The organism is Mycobacterium sp. IDUB_5 (assembly GCF_055419565.1).
In genome coordinates this window covers 181,096-199,201 of sequence record NZ_JBVAXX010000007.1, presented here as the reverse complement: position 1 = coordinate 199,201, position 18,106 = coordinate 181,096, and the positions used below count along the sequence as shown (strand labels likewise).

Here is an 18,106-nt window from a genome sequence, read left to right as displayed (position 1 = left end):
GTCAATCCGGCAGCGGGATTTTTACCCGGCCGTCACACGCGTCGAAGCCCAGCTCGCGGGGCTAATCTGACGGGATGGCTTCGGGCACGCCGCTATACATGTCGATCGCCGCGGACGTCCGCGACCGGATTGCCACCGAGCAGCTGGGGCCACACACCCTGCTGCCGTCCGAGCGTGAACTGGCCGAACAGCACGGTGTCAGCCGAATGACCGCCCGCCAGGCGCTGTCGCTGCTGGAGAGCGAAGGAGCCGTGTACCGCAAGCCGCCGCGCGGCACCTTCGTCGCCGAGCCGCGTGTCCGGTTCCATGTCGGCAGCTTCTCCGAGGAGGTGGCGCGCATGGGCCGGCGGCCGGCCGCCAAGCTGCTGTGGGCCGAACACCAGGCCGCCAAACCTGCCGTCCGGCGCGCTTTGGACCTGCCCGACGGCGCCGCGGTGCACGTGTTCTACCGGCTGCGCAGCGTCGATGACGTGCCGTTCGCCCTCGAGACCACGTATCTGCCTGCCGACCTGACGCCGGGAATCCTGGAGGAGCCCGATGACGGGTCGTTGTGGGCGCTGCTGCGCTCCCGCTACGGCATCGACCTGGCCCGGTCCACCGCGGTGCTCGAATCGATCGTGCTCGACGACGCGTCGAGCATGCAGCTGGGAGTGCGGGCCGGCTCGGCGGGCACGTTGCTGACCCGGAGCACCCGTGACACCTCGGGCCGGTGCGTGGAATACGCCCGCGACGTGTATCGCGCCGATCGCGCGGCCTTCGAGGTCTCCGAGGAACTGGGCGCGAACCGTCTCTCATCGGTCTGAGGCCTGAGTTTCGGTCCCGTAAGCTCGCTATTCGTGCAAGCGCGACGGCGGCTCGGGGTGATGGGCGGAACATTCGACCCCATCCATCACGGTCACCTGGTCGCCGCCAGTGAAGTCGCCAACCTGTTCGGCCTCGACGAGGTGGTGTTCGTCCCCACCGGGCAGCCCTGGCAGAAGCGCAGCAGAGCCGTCACCCCCGCCGAGGACCGCTACCTGATGACCGTCGTTGCCACCGCGTCGAACCCGATGTTCTCGGTCAGCCGGGTCGACATCGACCGCGGCGGGCCGACCTACACCAAGGACACGCTGCGGGATCTGCGCGCTCTGAACCCCGACGCCGACCTGTACTTCATCACCGGCGCCGACGCGCTGGCGTCGATCCTGTCCTGGCAGAACTGGGAAGAGATGTTCTCCATCGCCCGCTTCGTCGGTGTCAGCAGACCCGGCTACGAGCTGGACGGAAAGCACATCTCGGCGGCCATGGCCGAACTGCCAGCCGATGCCCTGCATCTGGTCGAGGTGCCTGCGCTGGCCATCTCGTCGACCGAGTGCCGCGAGCGCGCCGAAGCCTCGCGGCCGATTTGGTATCTGGTGCCCGACGGTGTCGTGCAGTACGTCGCCAAACGCCATCTCTACCAATCACACAGCCGCACTGAAGGAGACCGTCCCTGACCGCCACACCAGAAGCCGTTCACATGGCCGAGACCGCCGCGCGCGCGGCGGCGGCCAAACTCGCCGACGACGTCGTCGTCATCGACGTGTCCGAGCAACTCGTCATCACCGACTGCTTCGTGATCGCCTCGGCGTCCAACGAGCGCCAAGTCAACGCGATCGTCGACGAGGTCGAGGAGAAGATGCGCCAGGCCGGGTACAAGCCGGCGCGCCGCGAGGGCACCCGCGAGGGCCGCTGGACCCTGCTCGACTACGTCGACGTGGTGGTGCACATCCAGCACCAGGACGAGCGCAACTTCTACGCCCTGGACCGGTTGTGGCGCGACTGCCCGCTGGTGCCGGTCGATCTGTCCGGAGACGACGCGTGACGGTGCGCAAGCTCGTCATGCTGCGGCACGGGCAGACCGAGTACAACGCCGGTAGCCGCATGCAGGGGCAGCTCGACACGGACCTGTCGGACCTCGGCCGCGAGCAGGCCACGATCGCGGCCGAAGCGCTGGCCAAACGGCAGCCGCTGCTGATCGTGTCGTCTGATCTGCGGCGCGCACTCGACACCGCGGTCGCTCTGGGTGACCGGTGCGGTCAGCAGGTGTCCGTCGACGCCCGGCTGCGCGAGACGCACCTCGGCGACTGGCAGGGGATGACCCATCTCGAGGTCGACGACGTCGCCCCCGGTGCGCGGCTGGCATGGCGCGACGATGCGCGCTGGGCTCCGCACGGCGGGGAGAGCCGGGTCGACGTCGCCGACCGAAGCCTGCCACTGGTGCGTGAACTGGTGGCCGGACAACCGGAGTGGGGCGCCGACGGCTCGGATCGGCCGGTGGTACTCGTGGCCCACGGCGGGTTGATCGCGGCGCTGACCGCGGCGCTGTTGGACCTGCCCGTCGACAACTGGCCCGTCCTCGGCGGGCTGGGCAATGCCAGCTGGGTGCAGCTTGCCGGACACACCCGAAGCGGCGGCGATCCGGCGAACCTGACCGACATCCGGTGGCGACTCGACGTGTGGAACGCTTCGGCGCAGGTCGCAGGCGATGTCCTCTGACGCTGAGGCTCATCGCACCACTCTGCTCGTCTTCTGCGATTCGCTGTCCTACTACGGCCCGACCGGCGGACTGCCCGCCGACGATCCCCGGATATGGCCGAACATCGTTGCTGCACAACTCGACTGGGATGTCGAGGTCATCGGAAGGATCGGTTGGACCAGCCGCGACGTGTGGTGGGCCGCGACGCAGGACCCGCGTTCATGGGCGGCGCTGCCCCGCGCCGGCGCCGTCGTCTTCGCGACGTCGGGGATGGATTCGCTGCCGTCGGTGCTGCCCACCGCTCTGCGGGAACTCATCCGGTATGCGCGCCCCCCACGGCTGAGACGCTGGGTGCGCGACGGCTACAGCTGGCTGCAGCCGCGGCTGTCACCGATCGCACGGTCCGCGCTGCCCCCGCATCTGACCGTCGAGTACCTCGAGATGACGCGTGCCGCCATCGATTTCAACCGACCCGGGATACCGGTAGTGGCCTCACTGCCGTCGGTGCACATCGCAACGTCCTACGGCAACGCCCACCACGGCCGGACCGGCACCGTCGCCGCGCTCACGCGCTGGGCCGCCGAGCACGGGGTGCCGCTGGTCGACCTCAAAGCCGCTGTGGCAGAGGAGGTCATGAGCGGTCGCGGCAATCCCGACGGCATCCACTGGAACTTCGAGGCGCATCGGGCGGTCGCCGACCTGATGCTCAAGGGCTTGGCCGAAGCCGGTGTCCCGATTCCGGATTCGCGCGGCTGACCATGGCGGTGGTGGTGGTCAGCGACTCCTCGGCGCGCCTGGGGGGAGCGGCAGCACGGTGGGGCATCCGCGAGGTTCCGCTGCACGTCCTCGTCGACGGTGCCGATCTGCGCGACGGCGTGGACGAGGTCCCGCATGACGTGCACGACCGGCCGAAGGTCACGACAGCCGGCGCCGCGCCGGCCGAGTTGGCCGAGCACTATCGCCGCGCCTTGACCGACAGCGACGGGGCCGGTGTGGTCGCCGTGCATCTCTCGGCGGCCCTGTCGAGCACCTACAGCGCCGCCGTGACGGCCGCGCGGGAGTTCGGTTCGGCCGTGCGCGTGGTGAATTCGCGCTCGGCGGCGATGGGCACCGGCTTCATCGCCGGCGAGGCGGCCCGGTGTGCGGCTCATGGTGGCGATCTCGACGCGGTCGCCGAGGCGGCCCGCGCGGCCCGCGAGCGCACCCACGTGTTCCTCGTCGTGCACAGGCTCGACAACTTGCGCCGCAGCGGGCGCATCGGCACCGCCTCGTCGTGGCTGGGCACCGCGTTGTCGCTCAAGCCCCTGCTGAAACTGGACGTCGACGGCCGGCTCGTGCTCGACCAGCGCATTCGCACCGTGGGCAAAGCCCATGCGGCGCTGGTGGATCGGGTCGCCGACGTCGTCGCTACGAGGCCAGCCGACGTCGTGGTGCACCATGTCGACAATCACGATGCCGCCGACCAACTCGGCGCGGCGCTCACGGCTCGGCTGCCGCAGTTGTCGTCGTTGATCGTCGAGGACATGGGTCCCGTGCTGTCGGTCCACGTCGGCGGGGGAGCGGTCGGGGTGGCCGTGCAGGTCGGCACGTCCTGAGCGTTCGGCCCGGACGTCAGCGGCCGATGCGACCCGTGATCGGCGGCAGGTCGGCCAGCGTCACGATTCCTGGTGGCGCGGCGACCACCGCGGGCACCGCGTTGGTGACCGGCAGGGCGGTGTAGATCATGCCCAGACCCATGAAGCCGGGCTCGGTCCAGTCCTTCGGGGGGAGGCAGTGCACCACGGTGCGCATGTTGGGGAGCCCGAACACCTGCACGACATGGCCGTGCTCGAGTGGGCTTCGGCGGCGTGACGTGCTGACCCATGATCCAGTTGAAGCCGACGCTGACGACGTTGCGCTCACCGACCCAGCCGCGGTGGTACCCCATCACCCCGCCGACGGTGCCTTCGGGGATCGTCATGAAGCCCAGGTCGCTGTCCCCGGTCGCGGCCGTGAACGTCACGTCGAAGGTCATCCGATCCAGTGTCGCGCCGATGGCGTCGGCCATCATGGCTGCCGATTCCGCGAACACCTCGCTCTCGCGGCGCACGCTCTCGGCCAGTCCGGGAGTGCCGGGGTCCTGCGAGAACCCCATCGCGGTCTGCGTGCCTGCAGATTCGTAGGTCGAGCAGTCCACCGACTCGGTGATGCGGATCTCGTCGACCCGCTCGCAGGAGCCGCTGAGCACCATGCCGACCAGATTCGACATCCCCGGATGGGCGCCACTGCCGAAGATCGTGGAATTCCCTGTGGCGCAGGCGGTTCGAATGCGGTCGAGATCTTCAGGTGACTGCTTGCCGCCGGTGATCCACGCCGCCGACGAGCACACGTTGACACCGGACTCGAGCAGCCAGACCAATTCGTCGATGCTCGGCCACAGCGGGTTGTAGCAGCAGGCGTCGGGGCGCAGCGCGACGAGTGCCTCGATGTCGTCGGTCGCGGTGACCCCGGTCGGCTCGGGCCAGCCGGCCAGCTCGGCGGCGTCGAGGCCCACCTTGCCCGCGCCGTGCGCGTACACGCCGACGAGTTCCATGTCGTCGCGCCCGATGATGGCGTGCAGAGACCGACGGCCGATGTTCCCGGTGGTCCACTGGATGACCCGCAGAGGCTTGTCCGTCGGCATGGCGTCAACCTACCGCCTCTATGGTGGCTGGATGGGTGAGTCGACGCGGGTCGCCGTGGTGACAGGTGCCAGCCGGGGAGCCGGGGAGGGCATCGCCGCGGCGCTGGCCGCCCGCGGCTGGCGGGTGTACGGGACCGGCCGCGGTATCGATCCCGCGCCGGACTGGGGCGTCGGGGTGCGGGTGGATCACCGCGACGACGACGCCGTCGGCGAGTTCTTCGGCGCCGTTTCGCGCGCCGAGGGAGGACTCGACCTCCTGGTCAACAACGCCGCCGCGATCTCCGACGACCTGGTTGGTCCGGAACCGTTCTGGCGCAAGCCCCGTGCGCTGGCCGACGTGCTCGACGTCGGCCTGCGATCCTCCTATGTCGCCGCCTGGTACGCCGCGCCGCTGCTCGTCGAGCGCGACCGCGGGCTCATCGCGTTCACGTCCTCGCCGGGCGCGGTGTGCTACATGCACGGCCCGGCCTACGGGGCGCAGAAAGCGGGCACCGACAAGATGGCCGCCGACATGGCGGTCGACCTCGACGGCACCGGGGTGTCGACCGTGTCGATCTGGATGGGAATCCTGCTCACCGAGAAGATGCGCCGCGCCTTCGACGGTGATCCCGACGCGCTCGCCGGCTTCGCCGCGCACGCCGAAACACCTGAATTCACGGGATATCTCATCGACGCACTGTTCTGCGACCCTGACCTGTCCCAACGGAGTGGCCGCGCCGTGATCGGCGCCGAGCTGGCGCGCGAGTACGGGATCACCGATGCCGGCGGCCGTGTCCCGCCGTCGCATCGCGACATGCTGGGCGCTCCGCGCGAACCCAGCACGGTGATCGTCAGGGGCTGATCAGCGGCCACAGACCCTGCGGGCCGGCGTGCATCGCCATATCGGTGAGCCGATCGTCCCAGTGCCTCGTCGAGCCGAACTCCGAACGCCATGCCAGTGCCGCCCGGGTGTAGTGGTGCAGACGGTGCTCGATCGTGGTGCCGATCGCCCCGTGTACCTGGTGGGCGTTGCGGACCACCACCGAGGTGGCGTGCCCTGCGCACGAACGGGCTGCCGCGACAAGGAATTCCAGATGTGGTGCCGTCCAGTCGGTGGCCGCGGCGACCGACAGCGCCGCCTCGGTGGCCGAACGGGCCAGCGCTGCCTCGCAGGCGATATCGGAGATGAGGTGCTGGACGGCTTGGAACTTCGCCAGCGGTCGTCCGAACTGCATACGGGTCGTCGCGTGGTCGACCGACGACTCCAGCGCGTTGTCCAGTGCTGCGCAGATCTGCACGGCACGCACCAGGGCGCCCTTGAGGCGCAGCGTGTCGACGAGTTCCTCGGATACCTGTACACCGGACAGGGCCGCGGTGTCGACGCCGACGGTGTCGCGTGGCTCGCCGATCATGTTGGCGCCTGCGGTGATCGACATGTCGGCTGGGTCGACGTCGGCGACCCGATAGCAGCCGTCGCCGGCCCAGACCGCCACGATCCGCTGGGCGGTCGATGCCCACGGAACGCCCGCGGCGTGGCCGTGGTCATCGAGCAGGGCGACGGTGCGCGGCCGCGAATCGACTGCGACACCTGAGGCGTCGAGGAGCCAGCAGGCCAGGAGATCGTGCTCGGCCAACGGGATTCGGGCGGCGTGGCGCACTGCGGCGGACATCAGCTCGGCAGCCTCGGGCCATCCTGCGCCGCTGCCGCCAGAGATCTCCGACCCGGTGAGTCGCACAAGGCCCAGAGCGTCGAGACGGTCCCACAGATCGGTGTCACCGCCGTGTTCGGCGAACACGGCGGTCATCATGTCGGTCAAAGCCGCGTCGACATCGGACACGCTCATCGCAGCCCCAATCCGCGCGCGATGACGCCGCGCAAGACTTCGTTGGTGCCCCCGCGGATGGTGAAGCCAGGCCGCTGGTCTACCGCGGCGTCGGCGAGCGCGGTGAAGCCCGCAGCGTGTTCGCTTGCCAGATGCCCGAATTCGGCGATATCGCCCTCTGTGGTGGTGCCGAGGACCTTGACCACCGCGGCGGGCACGTCCGGCGATTCACCGCGCTGCAGGGCGCCGGCCACCGCAGAGGACATCTGGTGAAGACCGGCGACCCGGCCCACCAGCCTGCCCAGCTCGGCGTCGCGCGGAATCTCGTCGTCACGCATCGCCCGAGTCATCGCGTCGAGGAGCATGAACGTCGAGAGCACCCGTTCGGGCCCGCTGCGCTCGAAGGCCAGCTCCGAGGTGACCTGGTGCCATCCGGCGCCGATCTCGCCGAACACCATGTCATCGGGAACAAAGGTGCCGTCGAGGATCACCTCGTTGAAATGATGGGCGCCGTTCATCGACGTGATCGGCCGGATCTGCACGTCCGCGCCGCGCAGATCCACGATGAACTGGCTCAGCCCGGCGTGGCGGTGGGCGGGATCGACTGGCGCGGTGCGCACCAACGCGATGAACGCGTGGGCCAGGTGCGCACCCGAGGTCCACACTTTCGTCCCGGTGAGCCGCCACCCGCCCTCGACCCGCTCCGCCCGGGTCCGCACACTCGCGAGATCCGAACCGGAATCCGGCTCGCTCATCCCGATCCCGAAAAAGCATTCGCCCGCAACGATTCTCGGGAGAAAGTGCGCTTTCTGCTTCTCGGTGCCGTACTTGAGCAGAGAAGGCACGATCTGCCTGTCGGCGATCCAGTGGGCAGCCACCGGAGCACCCGCGGCCAGCAGCTCCTCCGTCACGACGAAGCGCTCGAGGAACGTGCGTCCAGGCCCGCCGTAGTCGACGGGAACCGTCATGCCGAGCCAGCCGCGGGCGGCCAGCGCCGCGGTGAAGGCCTCGTCCCACCCGGACAACCAGACGTCGACTGAGGGGGTGAAGGTCCCCGCGGCCCGCTGCTCGGCGAGGAAGCTGCGGACCTCGGCCCGCAGCTGCTCGGTGCTCGAGAGGTCGCCGCTCGACTGCGGCACCAGGCGGGGAAGCACCATCACTCTCCTACGGGTTCTCGGACGTCGTCGGCCACTTCGGTGTCGTCGGTGTCGTCGGTGGCCGCGGCGTCCTCGGCGGCGGTGGCTGCGTCGTGCGCGGCCGGCCTGGAGAGCGCGAACCCGAGTCCGGCGACGAAGGCCACCGACAGCAGACCCCCGAAGTAGTGGTTCATCGGGCCGCCCGGGGAGATGAAACTGCCGGGAGGTCCGATCACCGTGATGGTCTCGATCAACTGCTCCACGGTGAACACGGCGGCGATGATCCCGAGCCACCGCGGCAGCCGGCCTTCGTTGGCGTGCATCAGGATCGGCGCGGCCACCAGGATGTTGGCGATGGTGGCCACGGGCAGCCACATGGCCCCCACATCCTCGATAGCGCGTGCAGTGGCGGCCGCGGTCTGGCCCGGGCGCAGCGACAGACCGCCGGTGAACCAGACCGCGACGCACAGCTGGGCCACCAGCAGCGTCGAGCCGATCGTGAACAGGTACGCGGGTGGACCGCGCAGCCGATCGCGCGCGAACGCCAACACAACGGCGAGCGCCAGGGCGGCGAAGGTCAGCAGCAGCGCCTGCATGCGGGTGACGCCGGGGTCGGCGCCGGGCAGGGCGTGGAGGCCGACGACGGCCGTGGCATACAGCACCGCGAACGCTGCGCCGGCGATCATCGGGGCTCGACCGTTCATTGGCGGTCATGCTATCCCGCTGTCCACAGAGCCGACTTCATCCACAGGTCTGGCGGGCAGCCGCGGCGCATCGCCGAGCTCGTCGGCGGGCGTGCCTACCGTCGCGGTATGTCGACCGAACTGCCTGCCGAGCGGCTCCGGCGGCGCCTGGGTTCCGACGTCACGCAGGATGCCGCGGAACCCGACGACGACGCTGCTGACGCCGCGCTGTCGCGCTGGCTGCCCGAACAGAACACGGACCGGGGCCCGGCGTGGCTGTCCCGCGTGCGGGCGGACCCGGGACGCGCCGGAGTCGTCGCACTCGGAGTCGTCGGTCTGGTCGCGGTGCTCGTGACTGTCGTCAGCCTGCTGCGCGACAAGCCCCCGGCGGTGGTGTCGGCCAAGCTTCCGCCGGTCGAGATGGCGGCAACCGGCGTCGGAGCCCCGGTGACCTCGACCGCGGCAGCAGGGCCGGTCGTGGTCAGTGTCGTCGGGTTGGTGCACGAACCCGGTCTGGTCACGCTGGAGCCGGGGGCTCGGATCGCCGATGCACTCGAGGCCGCGGGTGGGGCTCTCGACGGCGCCGACGTGCTCGGACTGAACATGGCGCGCAAAGTCGCCGACGGGGAACAGATCGTCGTCGGCATCGGGGCCGCGCCCGGTCAGCCGGCGGAGATGGGCAGCTCGGTGGCCTCCGATGCGTCTGCGTCGCCGGCGTCGCCGACGTCACCGGGGGCACCGCCGGGTGGGGGGAGTGCGCAGGGCCCGGTCGACCTGAACACCGCGACCGCCGAGCAACTCGACGCCCTGCCTGGCGTGGGTCCCGTGACGGCTGCGGCGATCGTGTCGTGGCGGGACGCGCACGGTCGCTTCGGCAGTGTCGATCAGCTCGGTGATGTGGACGGGATCGGTCCGGCGCGGTTGGAGAAGCTGCGTGGGCTCGTGGTGGCGGGATGACGGATGTGCGGCTGGTGCCCGCCGCGCTGACGGCGTGGGCGGTGACGGCCGCGGGGATCGGGTGGGGGTATGCGGCCGCGGGTGCCGCCGTGCTGTGCGGGGTCGGCGCGACCCTGGCTGCGGGGTGGTGGGCGAGCCGGCGGCGGGGCACCGCCGGGCGGGCCGACCCGAAACCGGTGCTGGTGGCCGCGGCCGCGGTGGCTCTGGTGGGCAGCGGCTTCGCGATCGCGGTGTGCCTGCGCGTCGACGCGGTGCGGCATCACCCGGTGACGACGCGCCTCGGGGCGGTCGCCGAGGTGGTGGTCACGCCCGACGAGACACCGCGTGTGCTCGACGGCGGCCGGGCGATGTTCCGGGGGACACTCGCGCGCCTGGACGGCGCCCCGTCGTCGGGGACGGTGCTCGTGTTCGCCTCCGGGGCCGACTACGCCGCGCTGCAGGCGGGTCGGCCCGCCGGGTTCCGAGCTCGGGTCAGCCGCCCGAACCGCCGTGACCTCACGGTCGCCGTCCTGTCGGCGACCGGGCGGCCCCGCCTCGGTGACGCGGCGCCGGTGTATCGCCTCGCACACCGGATTCGCGCCGGGTTCGCCGACGCGGTCCGGCTCGTGCTTCCCGTGGACCAGGCGACGTTGCTGCCGGCGTTGGTGCTCGGGGACACCTCGACTGTGCCCGCGCAGACCGCGAAGGATTTCCGGGTGGCCGGGCTGACCCATCTGATGGCGGTGTCGGGTGCGAACATCACGATCGTGTGCGGGGCGATGCTGCTCAGCGCCGCGCTGCTGGGGCCGCGGATTGCGGTCGTGCTGGCCGCGATCACCCTGGCCGGCTTCGTCATCGTGGTCCAACCGTCGGCCAGCGTGCTGCGGGCCGCGGTCATGGGCGCGATAACGCTGCTGGCGGTGCTGACCCGCCGGCACCGGCAAGCGCTGCCCGCGCTGGGGGCCGCGATCATCGTGCTGATGATCGCCACGCCACAGCTCGCCGTGGACGTCGGCTTCGCGCTGTCGGTGTCGGCCACCGCCGGGCTGGTCGTCGTCGCGCCGGTGTGGTCGCGTCAGCTGACCCGCCGCGGCTGGCCCCGCCCCCTGGCCGATGCGGTCAGCGTGGCGCTGGCGGCCCAGCTGGTCACTGCACCTCTCGTGGCAGGGGTGTCGGGGTCGGTGAGCCTCGTCGCGGTGGTCGCCAATCTGGTCGTCGCGCCTGTCATCCCGCCGATCACGCTGATCGGGACGGCCGCCGCCGCGCTGTGCCCGCTCTGGCCCGCAGGCGCGCAGCTGCTCATCCGGTTCACCGGTCCAGAGGTGTGGTGGCTGGCGAGCGTGGCCCGCTGGGCGGCCGCGCTGCCGGCGGCGGCGCTGCCCGTGCCGTCGGGGCTCGCGGGGGTGGCCGTGGTCGCGGTGGCGTCATGCACTGTCGCGGCGGTGTGGCATTGGGGCCTGTCGGGCCGGCGTGGCACCATCGTCCGGTGAGCACCGGCCTGCACCTGATCCTCGGTGATGAGGAGTTGCTCGTCGAACGCGCTGTCGCGGTGGTCCTGGCGCGAGCCCGCGCATCGGCGGGCACAGCCGACGTCCCGGTCGACCGCATGCGGGCCGGTGAGGTCAGCGTCAGTGAGATTGCCGAACTGCTCAGCCCGTCACTGTTCGCCGACGAGCGCGTGGTGGTTCTCGAGGCGGCCGCCGAGGCGGGCAAGGACGCGGTCGCCCTCATCGAAACTGCCGCTTCGGACCTCCCCGAGGGGACGCTGCTCGTGGTCGTGCACTCCGGCGGCGGGCGGGCGAAAGCGCTCGCCGATCGGTTGAAGAAGCTGGGCGCCGAGGTCCACCCGTGCGCGCGGATCACGAAGGCCAGTGAACGCGCTGACTTCGTCCGCAAGGAGTTCCGCGCTCTGCGCACCAAGGTCTCCGACGACACCGTGACCGCCGTGATCGACGCCATCGGTTCGGATCTGCGGGAGCTGGCCTCGGCGTGCTCGCAGCTGGTCGCCGACACCGGCGGCGTGGTCGACGCCGCCGCCGTTCGTCGCTACCACTCCGGAAAAGCCGAGGTGAAGGGTTTCGACATCGCCGACAAAGCGGTCGTCGGAGACGTGGCCGGGGCGGCGGAAGCGCTGCGCTGGGCGATGATGGCCGGCGAACCGCACGTCGTGCTGGCCGACGCGCTCGCCGAGGCGGTCCACACGATCGCCAGGGTGGCGCCGCTGTCGGGAGATCCGTACCGGCTGGCCGGCGAACTGGGTATGCCGCCGTGGCGCGTGCAGAAAGCCCAGAAGCAGGCGCGGCGGTGGTCGCGTGATTCGGTGGCCGAGGCGCTGCGGGTGGTGGCAGCGCTCAACGCCGACGTCAAAGGCGCGGCGGCGGACGCCGACTACGCGCTGGAGAAGGCTGTGCGCTCAGTGGCCTCGCTGGCCAGCGATTGACGCGGTGCGTCAGATCTTGTTGAGCGCCTTGGCCAGTGCCGACTTGCGGTTGGCGGCCTGATTCTTGTGGATGACGCCCTTGCTGGCTGCCTTGTCGAGCTTGCGGCTGGTCGCGACCAGCAACGCGCCGGCCTTCTCCTTGTCACCGGACTCGACGGCCTCCCGGAATCCGCGGACCGCCGTGTGAAGCGACGACTTCACCGACTTGTTGCGCAGTCTGCGGCGCTCGTTGGTGCGGTTCCGCTTCTCCTGCGACTTGATGTTGGCCACGCGTGTAATCCTTCGGCAATCTCGACGGGTTTGGTTGAGTCTGTGGGGCGCCCGCGGGGGGCAGCGACTGCTCAGGTTAGCAGCGAGCAAGGACATCGCCCAAAACGGAGGCCACTGGCCTGCCGAAATGGCAGAAATGCTGCAGCATGGCAGGGTGCGCATCTGGAGCGCATGCATTGCGCACGTCAGCGTACGGGAGGAGTACGACAGCTTTGCCGACAGAAACCGCACGGACGACACGCACCACCAAGCAGGCCCGACGGCACGAGGGCATCTTCGGCGGATACAACAAGCTCGGCACCTACGCCCAGGCGTTCGACGAGATGTTCGACGCCAACGGCAACGTGCGCGGCCCCTACAAGGGCATCCACTCGGAGCTGGCACCTGCCGACGTCTCCGACCTCGAGGCGCGTTCCGACGCGCTGGGTCGCGCCTTCATCGACCAGGGCATCACGTTCTCCCTGTCCGGACAGGAGCGGCCGTTCCCGCTGGACCTCGTGCCGCGGGTCATCTCGGCGGCCGAGTGGACCCGGCTCGAGCGCGGCATCCGTCAGCGGGTGCAAGCCCTGGAGATGTATCTCGAGGACATCTACGGCGAGCAGGAGATCCTGCGCGACGGAGTGATCCCGCGCCGGCTGGTCACGTCCTGCGAGCACTTCCACCGCGAAGCGGTCGGCATCACCCCGCCGAACGGGGTGCGCATCCACGTCGCCGGCATCGACCTGATTCGCGACTCGCAGGGCACGTGGCGGGTCCTCGAGGACAACCTGCGCTCGCCGTCGGGGGTGTCCTACGTGATGGAGAACCGCCGCACGATGGCGCGGGTGTTCCCGAACCTGTTCGCCACGCACCGGGTGCGCGCCGTCGGGGACTACGCCTCCCATCTCCTGCGTGCACTGCGCAACGCCGCGGCCAACAACGTCGCCGATCCGACCGTCGTCGTCCTCACCCCCGGGGTGTACAACTCGGCCTACTTCGAGCATTCGCTGCTCGCCCGGCAGATGGGTGTCGAGCTCGTCGAGGGTCGCGATCTGTTCTGCCGCGACAACACGGTGTACATGCGCACCACCGAAGGTGAGCGCCAGGTCGATGTGATCTATCGCCGCATCGACGACGACTACCTGGACCCGATGCAGTTCAAGCCCGACTCCGTCCTCGGAGTGGCAGGCATCCTCAATGCCGCCCGCGCGGGCAACGTGGTGATCTCCAGCGCCGTCGGCAACGGTGTCGGCGACGACAAGCTCGTCTACACCTACGTGCCGACGATCATCGAGTACTACCTGGGTGAGAAGCCCCTGCTGGCCAACGTCGACACGTACCGCTGCTGGCTCGACGAGGAACGTGAAGAGGTGCTCGACTGCATCGACGAGCTGGTCATCAAACCCGTTGAGGGCTCGGGCGGTTACGGCATCGTGTTCGGACCCGATGCCTCGCCGAAGGAGTTGGCGACGATCACCAGGAAGATCAACTCCGACCCGCGCGGATGGATCGCCCAGCCGGTGATGCAGCTGTCGACGGTGCCGACGCAGATCGACGACGAACTCGCACCCCGCCACGTCGACCTGCGCCCGTTCGCCGTCAACGATGGCGACGACGTGTGGGTCCTGCCCGGCGGGCTGACCCGGGTGGCGCTGCCCGAGGGATCGCTGGTCGTGAACTCGAGTCAGGGCGGTGGGTCCAAAGACACCTGGGTGCTGGCCTCGCGCACCTCGGTGGCCGACCGGGAGCTGGGCGCCGCCGAGGTCGTGCGCTCCCTGCCAAGAGCTGCGGCAGCCGCCAAGAACGGCAGCCGCAACGGCAAGGCGGAGTCGACCAACGATCAGCAGCAACAACAGCAGCAGCAGTAGGGGAGGTTGACGATGCTGGCCAGGAATGCCGAATCCCTCTACTGGATCGGGCGCTACGTCGAGCGCGCCGATGACACCGCGCGCATCCTCGATGTGACGGTGCATCAGCTGCTGGAGGATTCCAGCGTCGATCCCGACCAGGCCTCGCGCACCCTGCTGCGCGTGTTGGGCATCGACCCGCCCGACGAGGTCCTCGACGTGTGGTCGCTCACCGATGTCGTGGCGTTCAGCAGGGAGACCTACGGCGGCTGCTCGATCGTCGAGGCGATCTCCGCCGCGCGTGAGAATGCCCGTGGTGCACGAGAAGTCACCTCCACCGAGATCTGGGAGTGCCTGAACACCACCTACAACGCGCTCGCCGAACGGGAACGCGCCGCGAAACGTCTCGGGCCCCACGAGTTCCTGTCGTACGTGGAGGGCCGCGCCGCGATGTTCGCAGGACTGGCCGACTCGACGTTGTCGCGCGACGACGGCTACCGCTTCATGCTGCTCGGGCGCGCGCTGGAACGCGTGGACATGACGGTCCGTCTGCTGCTGTCCCGTGTCGGTGACAGTGCGTCGTCGCCGGCATGGGTCACGCTGCTGCGGTCGGCCGGTGCCCATGACACGTATCTGCGGACCTACCGTGGTGTCCTCGATGCCGGCCGGGTCGTGGAGTTCATGCTGCTGGACAGGCTCTTCCCGCGGTCGATCTTCTATTCGCTGCGGCTCGCCGAACACAGCCTCGACGAGCTGATGAATCGCCCGCACGGTCGTCTCGGCGCCACCGCCGAAGCGCAGCGACTCCTCGGCCGGGCGCGCAGCGAGCTGGAATTCCTGCGGCCCGGTGTGCTGCTCGAATCACTCGAGCAGCGGCTTGCTTCGCTGCAGACGACGGTCTTCGATGTCGGAGAGTCGTTGGCACTGCAGTACTTCCACTCCGCGCCGTGGGTGGCGTGGACGGATGCGGGACGCAACGCACTGGTGATCGAAGAAGGGGAGATCTAGGCATGTGGCGGATGCGCGTGGTCCACTCGACGGGCTATGCCTACAAGTCCCCGGTCACCGCGTCGTTCAACGAGGCGCGGCTCACGCCGCGCTCGGACTCGCGGCAGAATGTCATCCTCAACCGTGTCGAAACGGTTCCGGCGACCCGGTCGTACCGCTACGTCGACTACTGGGGCACCGCCGTCACCGCCTTCGACCTGCACGCGCCGCACACCGAGCTCGAGGTGACCGCGTCGTCCGTCGTGGAGACGGATCGTCCTGAGGCGCCGGCGGAAAAGGTGTCCTGGACCGACCTCGTCGGAGAGGCCGTGATCGATCGCTACGACGAGATGCTGGCGCCGACCCACTACGTGCCGGCCAGCAAGCGGATCGAACGCGTCGGCCGGCGGATCGCCAAGTACCACGAACCCGCGGAGGCGGTGATCGAGGCCGCGCGCTGGGTGCAGGCCGAACTGCAGTACGTGCCGGGGACCACCGGCGTGCACACCTCCGGGGTGGACGCGCTGCGAGAAGGCAAGGGAGTGTGTCAGGACTTCGCGCATCTGACCTTGATGTTGTTGCGCGGCATGGGCATTCCGTCGCGCTACGTGTCGGGGTACCTGCACCCGCAGCGCGACGCGAAGATCGGCGAGACGATCGACGGGCAGAGCCACGCGTGGATTCAGGCGTGGACCGGCGAATGGTGGCACTACGACCCCACCAACGACACCGAGATCACCGAGCAGTACATCAGTGTCGGTGTGGGCCGCGACTATTCGGACGTGACGCCACTGAAGGGCATCTACTCCGGCGAGGGTTCCACCGACCTGGACGTCATGGTGGAGATCAGCCGGCTGGCTTGACGCACACGCCCGGGTGCACTTCGACCCGAAGCAGGTCGTCGCCGATCTCGATCTGGCGGTCGAAGGCCGTCGCCGCCAGGGCGCGCCATTCGTCCTCCTGCCCTGGCACCAGCGCGGGCACGTAGTGCGTCAGGATCAGAATGCCGACCCCGGCTCGTGCCGCGGTCTCGCCCGCCTGCTGCACCGACGAGTGGTAGTCGCAGATGTCGCGGATGCGCTGCATCGGCATCGCGTCGATCAGATCCTTGCGGATCACGGTGTGCACCAATGCACCTGCGCCGGAGGCTAATTCGTCGAGTCCCTGGCATGGCACACTATCCCCGGCCAGCACCACCGAGGCGCCGTTGTGCTCGATGCGGAACCCGATCGTCGGTGCGACGGGACGATGGTCGGTCGGGCCGACGACGATCCGTACGCCGTCGCGGCCCCACACCACACCGCCGGTCACTTCTTCGACCTCCACCGGCGGTGGCGCGGTCAGGTCTGCATGGTGGGCGATGCGGTAGCCGATGTCGAACTGCAGTGATTCGAGGGTCTTCTGTACCACCTCGGCGGTGCCGGGCGGGCCGATGATCGGCAGCGGTGTCAGGTCGGGGGCGAAGTTGCCCACCCAGCGGCTGATGAGCACGTCGCCCAGGTCGGTGATGTGGTCGCTGTGCAGGTGGGTGAGCAGCAGCGCGGTCACTGTGTTCGCGCTGACGCCGACTGCCGCGGCGCGCTGCAGAACGCCGCGGCCGCAGTCGACGAGGAAGGTGTGTCCACCGGCGCGCACCAGAGTCGAGGGTCCCGCACGGCGCGGGTCTGGGATGGGACTTCCGGTGCCGAGCAGGGTCACTTCGATCATGGAGCAGGTATACCGCCAGGACAGTTCCGGCGTGGCGCAATCACTCCTCGGCCGTGTCCCCGTCGCTGCTGGACCGCACTGCCGCCGTGTCGGCGTAACGATTGCCGGTCACGGCATCGCCCGCACGCCCCAGCGCGCTGACCTGATCGGGGGTCAGCGCAACCGTCAGGGAGCCCAGGTTCTCGTCGATGCGGGCCGCGCGCCGGGTGCCGGGGATCGGCACGCTCGCCACGCCCAGTTCCTGCGCGCGGTGACGCAGCCAGGCGAGCGCCACCTGGGCCGCGGTGGCCCCGACCTCGCCGGCCACCTGTTCGACGGCGTCCACGACCCGCTGGTTCGCCTCCAGGGCGGGGCCGGCGAATCGCGGCATCGTGCGGCGGAAGTCGGTGTCGGACATGTCGGCGGCCGAACGCACCGTGCCCGTCAGGAACCCTCGGCCCAGCGGTGAGAACGGCACGAGGCCGATGCCCAGTTCGGCCGCCGTCGGTGCGATCGCGGACTCGATGTCTCGCGTCCAGATCGACCACTCGCTCTGCAGCGCGGCGATCGGATGCACGGCGTGGGCCGTTCGCAGTTCCTCGGCCGAGACCTCGGAGAGCCCGAGGTGGCGGACCTTGCCTGCACGCACCAACTCGGCCATGGCGCCCACCGTCTCTTCGATCGGAACCGCGGGGTCCCGCCGGTGCAGGTAGTACAGGTCCACGACATCGGTCTGCAGACGCTGCAGGCTCTCGTCGATGCACTGCCGCACGTAGGCCGCGTCACCACGTGCAGCGACGCGACCGCCGGTGCCGGCCGGGTTGGCGACGATGCCGAACTTCGTCGCCAGAGTCACCTCGTCGCGGCGGTCGGCGAGCAACCGGGCGATGAGCCGCTCGTTGTCGCCGGAACCGTAGACGTTGGCGGTGTCGATGAAGGTGACGCCGACGTCGACGGCGTGGTGGAGCGTGGCCAGCGATTCGGCGTCGTCGACGGCGCCGCCGTACACCGGCGTGAGCGCCATCCCGCCGAACCCCAGAGAGCTGACGGTCAGCTGGTCGCCGAGGGCGGTGGTGGGTGACATGGGGGTCCTCTCGGTCGTGTGCGCGCGTCCTCGGACAGAGGCAACCGATCCGGCAAGGCGTTCTGTTCCGGCCGCCCCTGGGAGTACCCTGAGTGAG

The 18,106-nt window shown here is 69.7% G+C and carries 19 protein-coding genes and 1 pseudogene; 13 read left to right on the top strand and 7 right to left on the bottom strand.

Annotation, left to right across the window (positions count from 1 at the left end):
• Positions 1–74 precede the first annotated feature (74 nt).
• Genes ACZY1G_RS23515 through ACZY1G_RS23490 form a run of 6 tightly spaced genes read left to right on the top strand, consistent with a single transcriptional unit; the run spans position 75 to position 4,092 of the window.
• On the top strand, positions 75–803 hold the full coding sequence (locus ACZY1G_RS23515; RefSeq protein ID WP_463817499.1) for a GntR family transcriptional regulator: 729 nt from the start codon (positions 75–77) through the stop codon (positions 801–803).
• Positions 804–836: 33 nt separating this feature from the next.
• Positions 837–1,475: a nicotinate-nucleotide adenylyltransferase gene (nadD, locus tag ACZY1G_RS23510; protein WP_463817498.1), complete on the top strand. Its 639-nt coding sequence runs from the start codon at positions 837–839 to the stop codon at positions 1,473–1,475.
• Positions 1,472–1,843, top strand: a complete 372-nt coding sequence (rsfS, locus tag ACZY1G_RS23505; RefSeq protein WP_463823855.1) for a ribosome silencing factor — start codon at positions 1,472–1,474, stop codon at positions 1,841–1,843. The genes nadD and rsfS overlap by 4 nt, the downstream gene beginning before the upstream one ends.
• Entirely contained in the window at positions 1,840–2,517 is a 678-nt protein-coding gene (gpgP, locus tag ACZY1G_RS23500; protein WP_463823740.1) for a glucosyl-3-phosphoglycerate phosphatase, read from the top strand. The genes rsfS and gpgP overlap by 4 nt, the downstream gene beginning before the upstream one ends.
• The gene (octT, locus tag ACZY1G_RS23495) at positions 2,507–3,253 is read left to right on the top strand and encodes a diglucosylglycerate octanoyltransferase (protein WP_463823739.1); all 747 of its coding nucleotides are present in this window, start codon (positions 2,507–2,509) and stop codon (positions 3,251–3,253) included. Before gpgP ends, octT begins: the two co-directional genes overlap by 11 nt.
• Positions 3,254–3,255: 2 nt before the next feature.
• Positions 3,256–4,092 carry a DegV family protein gene (locus ACZY1G_RS23490; RefSeq protein WP_463823738.1) on the top strand — a complete coding sequence of 279 codons (837 nt, stop codon included), beginning with the start codon at positions 3,256–3,258 and terminating at the stop codon, positions 4,090–4,092.
• Between the two features lie 16 nt (positions 4,093–4,108).
• Here the strand turns inward: ACZY1G_RS23490 and ACZY1G_RS23485 are convergent.
• Positions 4,109–5,159: pseudogene (locus ACZY1G_RS23485) on the bottom strand (NAD(P)H-dependent amine dehydrogenase family protein).
• Positions 5,160–5,190: 31 nt separating this feature from the next.
• Between ACZY1G_RS23485 and ACZY1G_RS23480 the strand changes: the two are divergent.
• The gene (locus ACZY1G_RS23480; protein ID WP_463817491.1) at positions 5,191–6,000 is read left to right on the top strand and encodes an SDR family NAD(P)-dependent oxidoreductase; all 810 of its coding nucleotides are present in this window, start codon (positions 5,191–5,193) and stop codon (positions 5,998–6,000) included.
• Here the strand turns inward: ACZY1G_RS23480 and ACZY1G_RS23475 are convergent.
• The 3 genes from ACZY1G_RS23475 to ACZY1G_RS23465 are packed head-to-tail and all read right to left on the bottom strand — an operon-like array spanning position 5,990 to position 8,801.
• Positions 5,990–6,982, bottom strand: coding sequence for an acyl-CoA dehydrogenase family protein (locus ACZY1G_RS23475; protein ID WP_463823737.1), 993 nt, complete (start codon positions 6,980–6,982; stop codon positions 5,990–5,992). The genes ACZY1G_RS23480 and ACZY1G_RS23475 overlap by 11 nt on opposite strands.
• A complete protein-coding gene (locus ACZY1G_RS23470) occupies positions 6,979–8,118 on the bottom strand; it encodes an acyl-CoA dehydrogenase family protein (RefSeq protein WP_463817489.1) in 1,140 nt (379 codons plus the stop codon). Before ACZY1G_RS23470 ends, ACZY1G_RS23475 begins: the two co-directional genes overlap by 4 nt.
• Positions 8,118–8,801 (bottom strand): hypothetical protein, encoded by a 684-nt coding sequence (locus tag ACZY1G_RS23465; RefSeq protein ID WP_463817487.1) that lies wholly within the window; start codon positions 8,799–8,801, stop codon positions 8,118–8,120. The genes ACZY1G_RS23470 and ACZY1G_RS23465 overlap by 1 nt, the downstream gene beginning before the upstream one ends.
• Positions 8,802–8,909: 108 nt before the next feature.
• On the opposite strand from ACZY1G_RS23465, the gene ACZY1G_RS23460 reads away from it, so the two are divergent.
• The 3 genes from ACZY1G_RS23460 to holA are packed head-to-tail and all read left to right on the top strand — an operon-like array spanning position 8,910 to position 12,156.
• Positions 8,910–9,737 (top strand): ComEA family DNA-binding protein, encoded by an 828-nt coding sequence (locus ACZY1G_RS23460; protein ID WP_463817485.1) that lies wholly within the window; start codon positions 8,910–8,912, stop codon positions 9,735–9,737.
• Complete coding sequence (locus tag ACZY1G_RS23455) at positions 9,734–11,206, top strand: ComEC/Rec2 family competence protein (protein ID WP_463817484.1); 1,473 nt, start codon at positions 9,734–9,736, stop codon at positions 11,204–11,206. Before ACZY1G_RS23460 ends, ACZY1G_RS23455 begins: the two co-directional genes overlap by 4 nt.
• Before the next feature lie 8 nt (positions 11,207–11,214).
• A complete protein-coding gene (gene holA, locus ACZY1G_RS23450) occupies positions 11,215–12,156 on the top strand; it encodes a DNA polymerase III subunit delta (RefSeq protein WP_463817771.1) in 942 nt (313 codons plus the stop codon).
• A gap of 9 nt (positions 12,157–12,165) precedes the next feature.
• Here the strand turns inward: holA and rpsT are convergent, their stop codons facing one another.
• A complete protein-coding gene (gene rpsT / locus ACZY1G_RS23445) occupies positions 12,166–12,426 on the bottom strand; it encodes a 30S ribosomal protein S20 (protein WP_463817482.1) in 261 nt (86 codons plus the stop codon).
• Between the two features lie 212 nt (positions 12,427–12,638).
• Between rpsT and ACZY1G_RS23440 the strand changes: the two genes are divergently transcribed.
• The 3 genes from ACZY1G_RS23440 to ACZY1G_RS23430 are packed head-to-tail and all read left to right on the top strand — an operon-like array spanning position 12,639 to position 16,102.
• A complete protein-coding gene (locus ACZY1G_RS23440) occupies positions 12,639–14,273 on the top strand; it encodes a circularly permuted type 2 ATP-grasp protein (RefSeq protein ID WP_463817481.1) in 1,635 nt (544 codons plus the stop codon).
• Between the two features lie 12 nt (positions 14,274–14,285).
• Positions 14,286–15,260 carry an alpha-E domain-containing protein gene (locus tag ACZY1G_RS23435; protein ID WP_463817480.1) on the top strand — a complete coding sequence of 325 codons (975 nt, stop codon included), beginning with the start codon at positions 14,286–14,288 and terminating at the stop codon, positions 15,258–15,260.
• A 2-nt stretch (positions 15,261–15,262) separates the two neighbouring features.
• Positions 15,263–16,102: a transglutaminase family protein gene (locus tag ACZY1G_RS23430; protein ID WP_463817479.1), complete on the top strand. Its 840-nt coding sequence runs from the start codon at positions 15,263–15,265 to the stop codon at positions 16,100–16,102.
• Here ACZY1G_RS23430 and ACZY1G_RS23425 read toward each other — a convergent pair.
• A complete protein-coding gene (locus ACZY1G_RS23425; protein ID WP_463817478.1) occupies positions 16,086–16,946 on the bottom strand; it encodes a ribonuclease Z in 861 nt (286 codons plus the stop codon). The genes ACZY1G_RS23430 and ACZY1G_RS23425 overlap by 17 nt on opposite strands.
• Positions 16,947–16,986: 40 nt before the next feature.
• The gene (locus ACZY1G_RS23420) at positions 16,987–18,009 is read right to left on the bottom strand and encodes an aldo/keto reductase (RefSeq protein WP_463817477.1); all 1,023 of its coding nucleotides are present in this window, start codon (positions 18,007–18,009) and stop codon (positions 16,987–16,989) included.
• Positions 18,010–18,106: the final 97 nt, after the last annotated feature.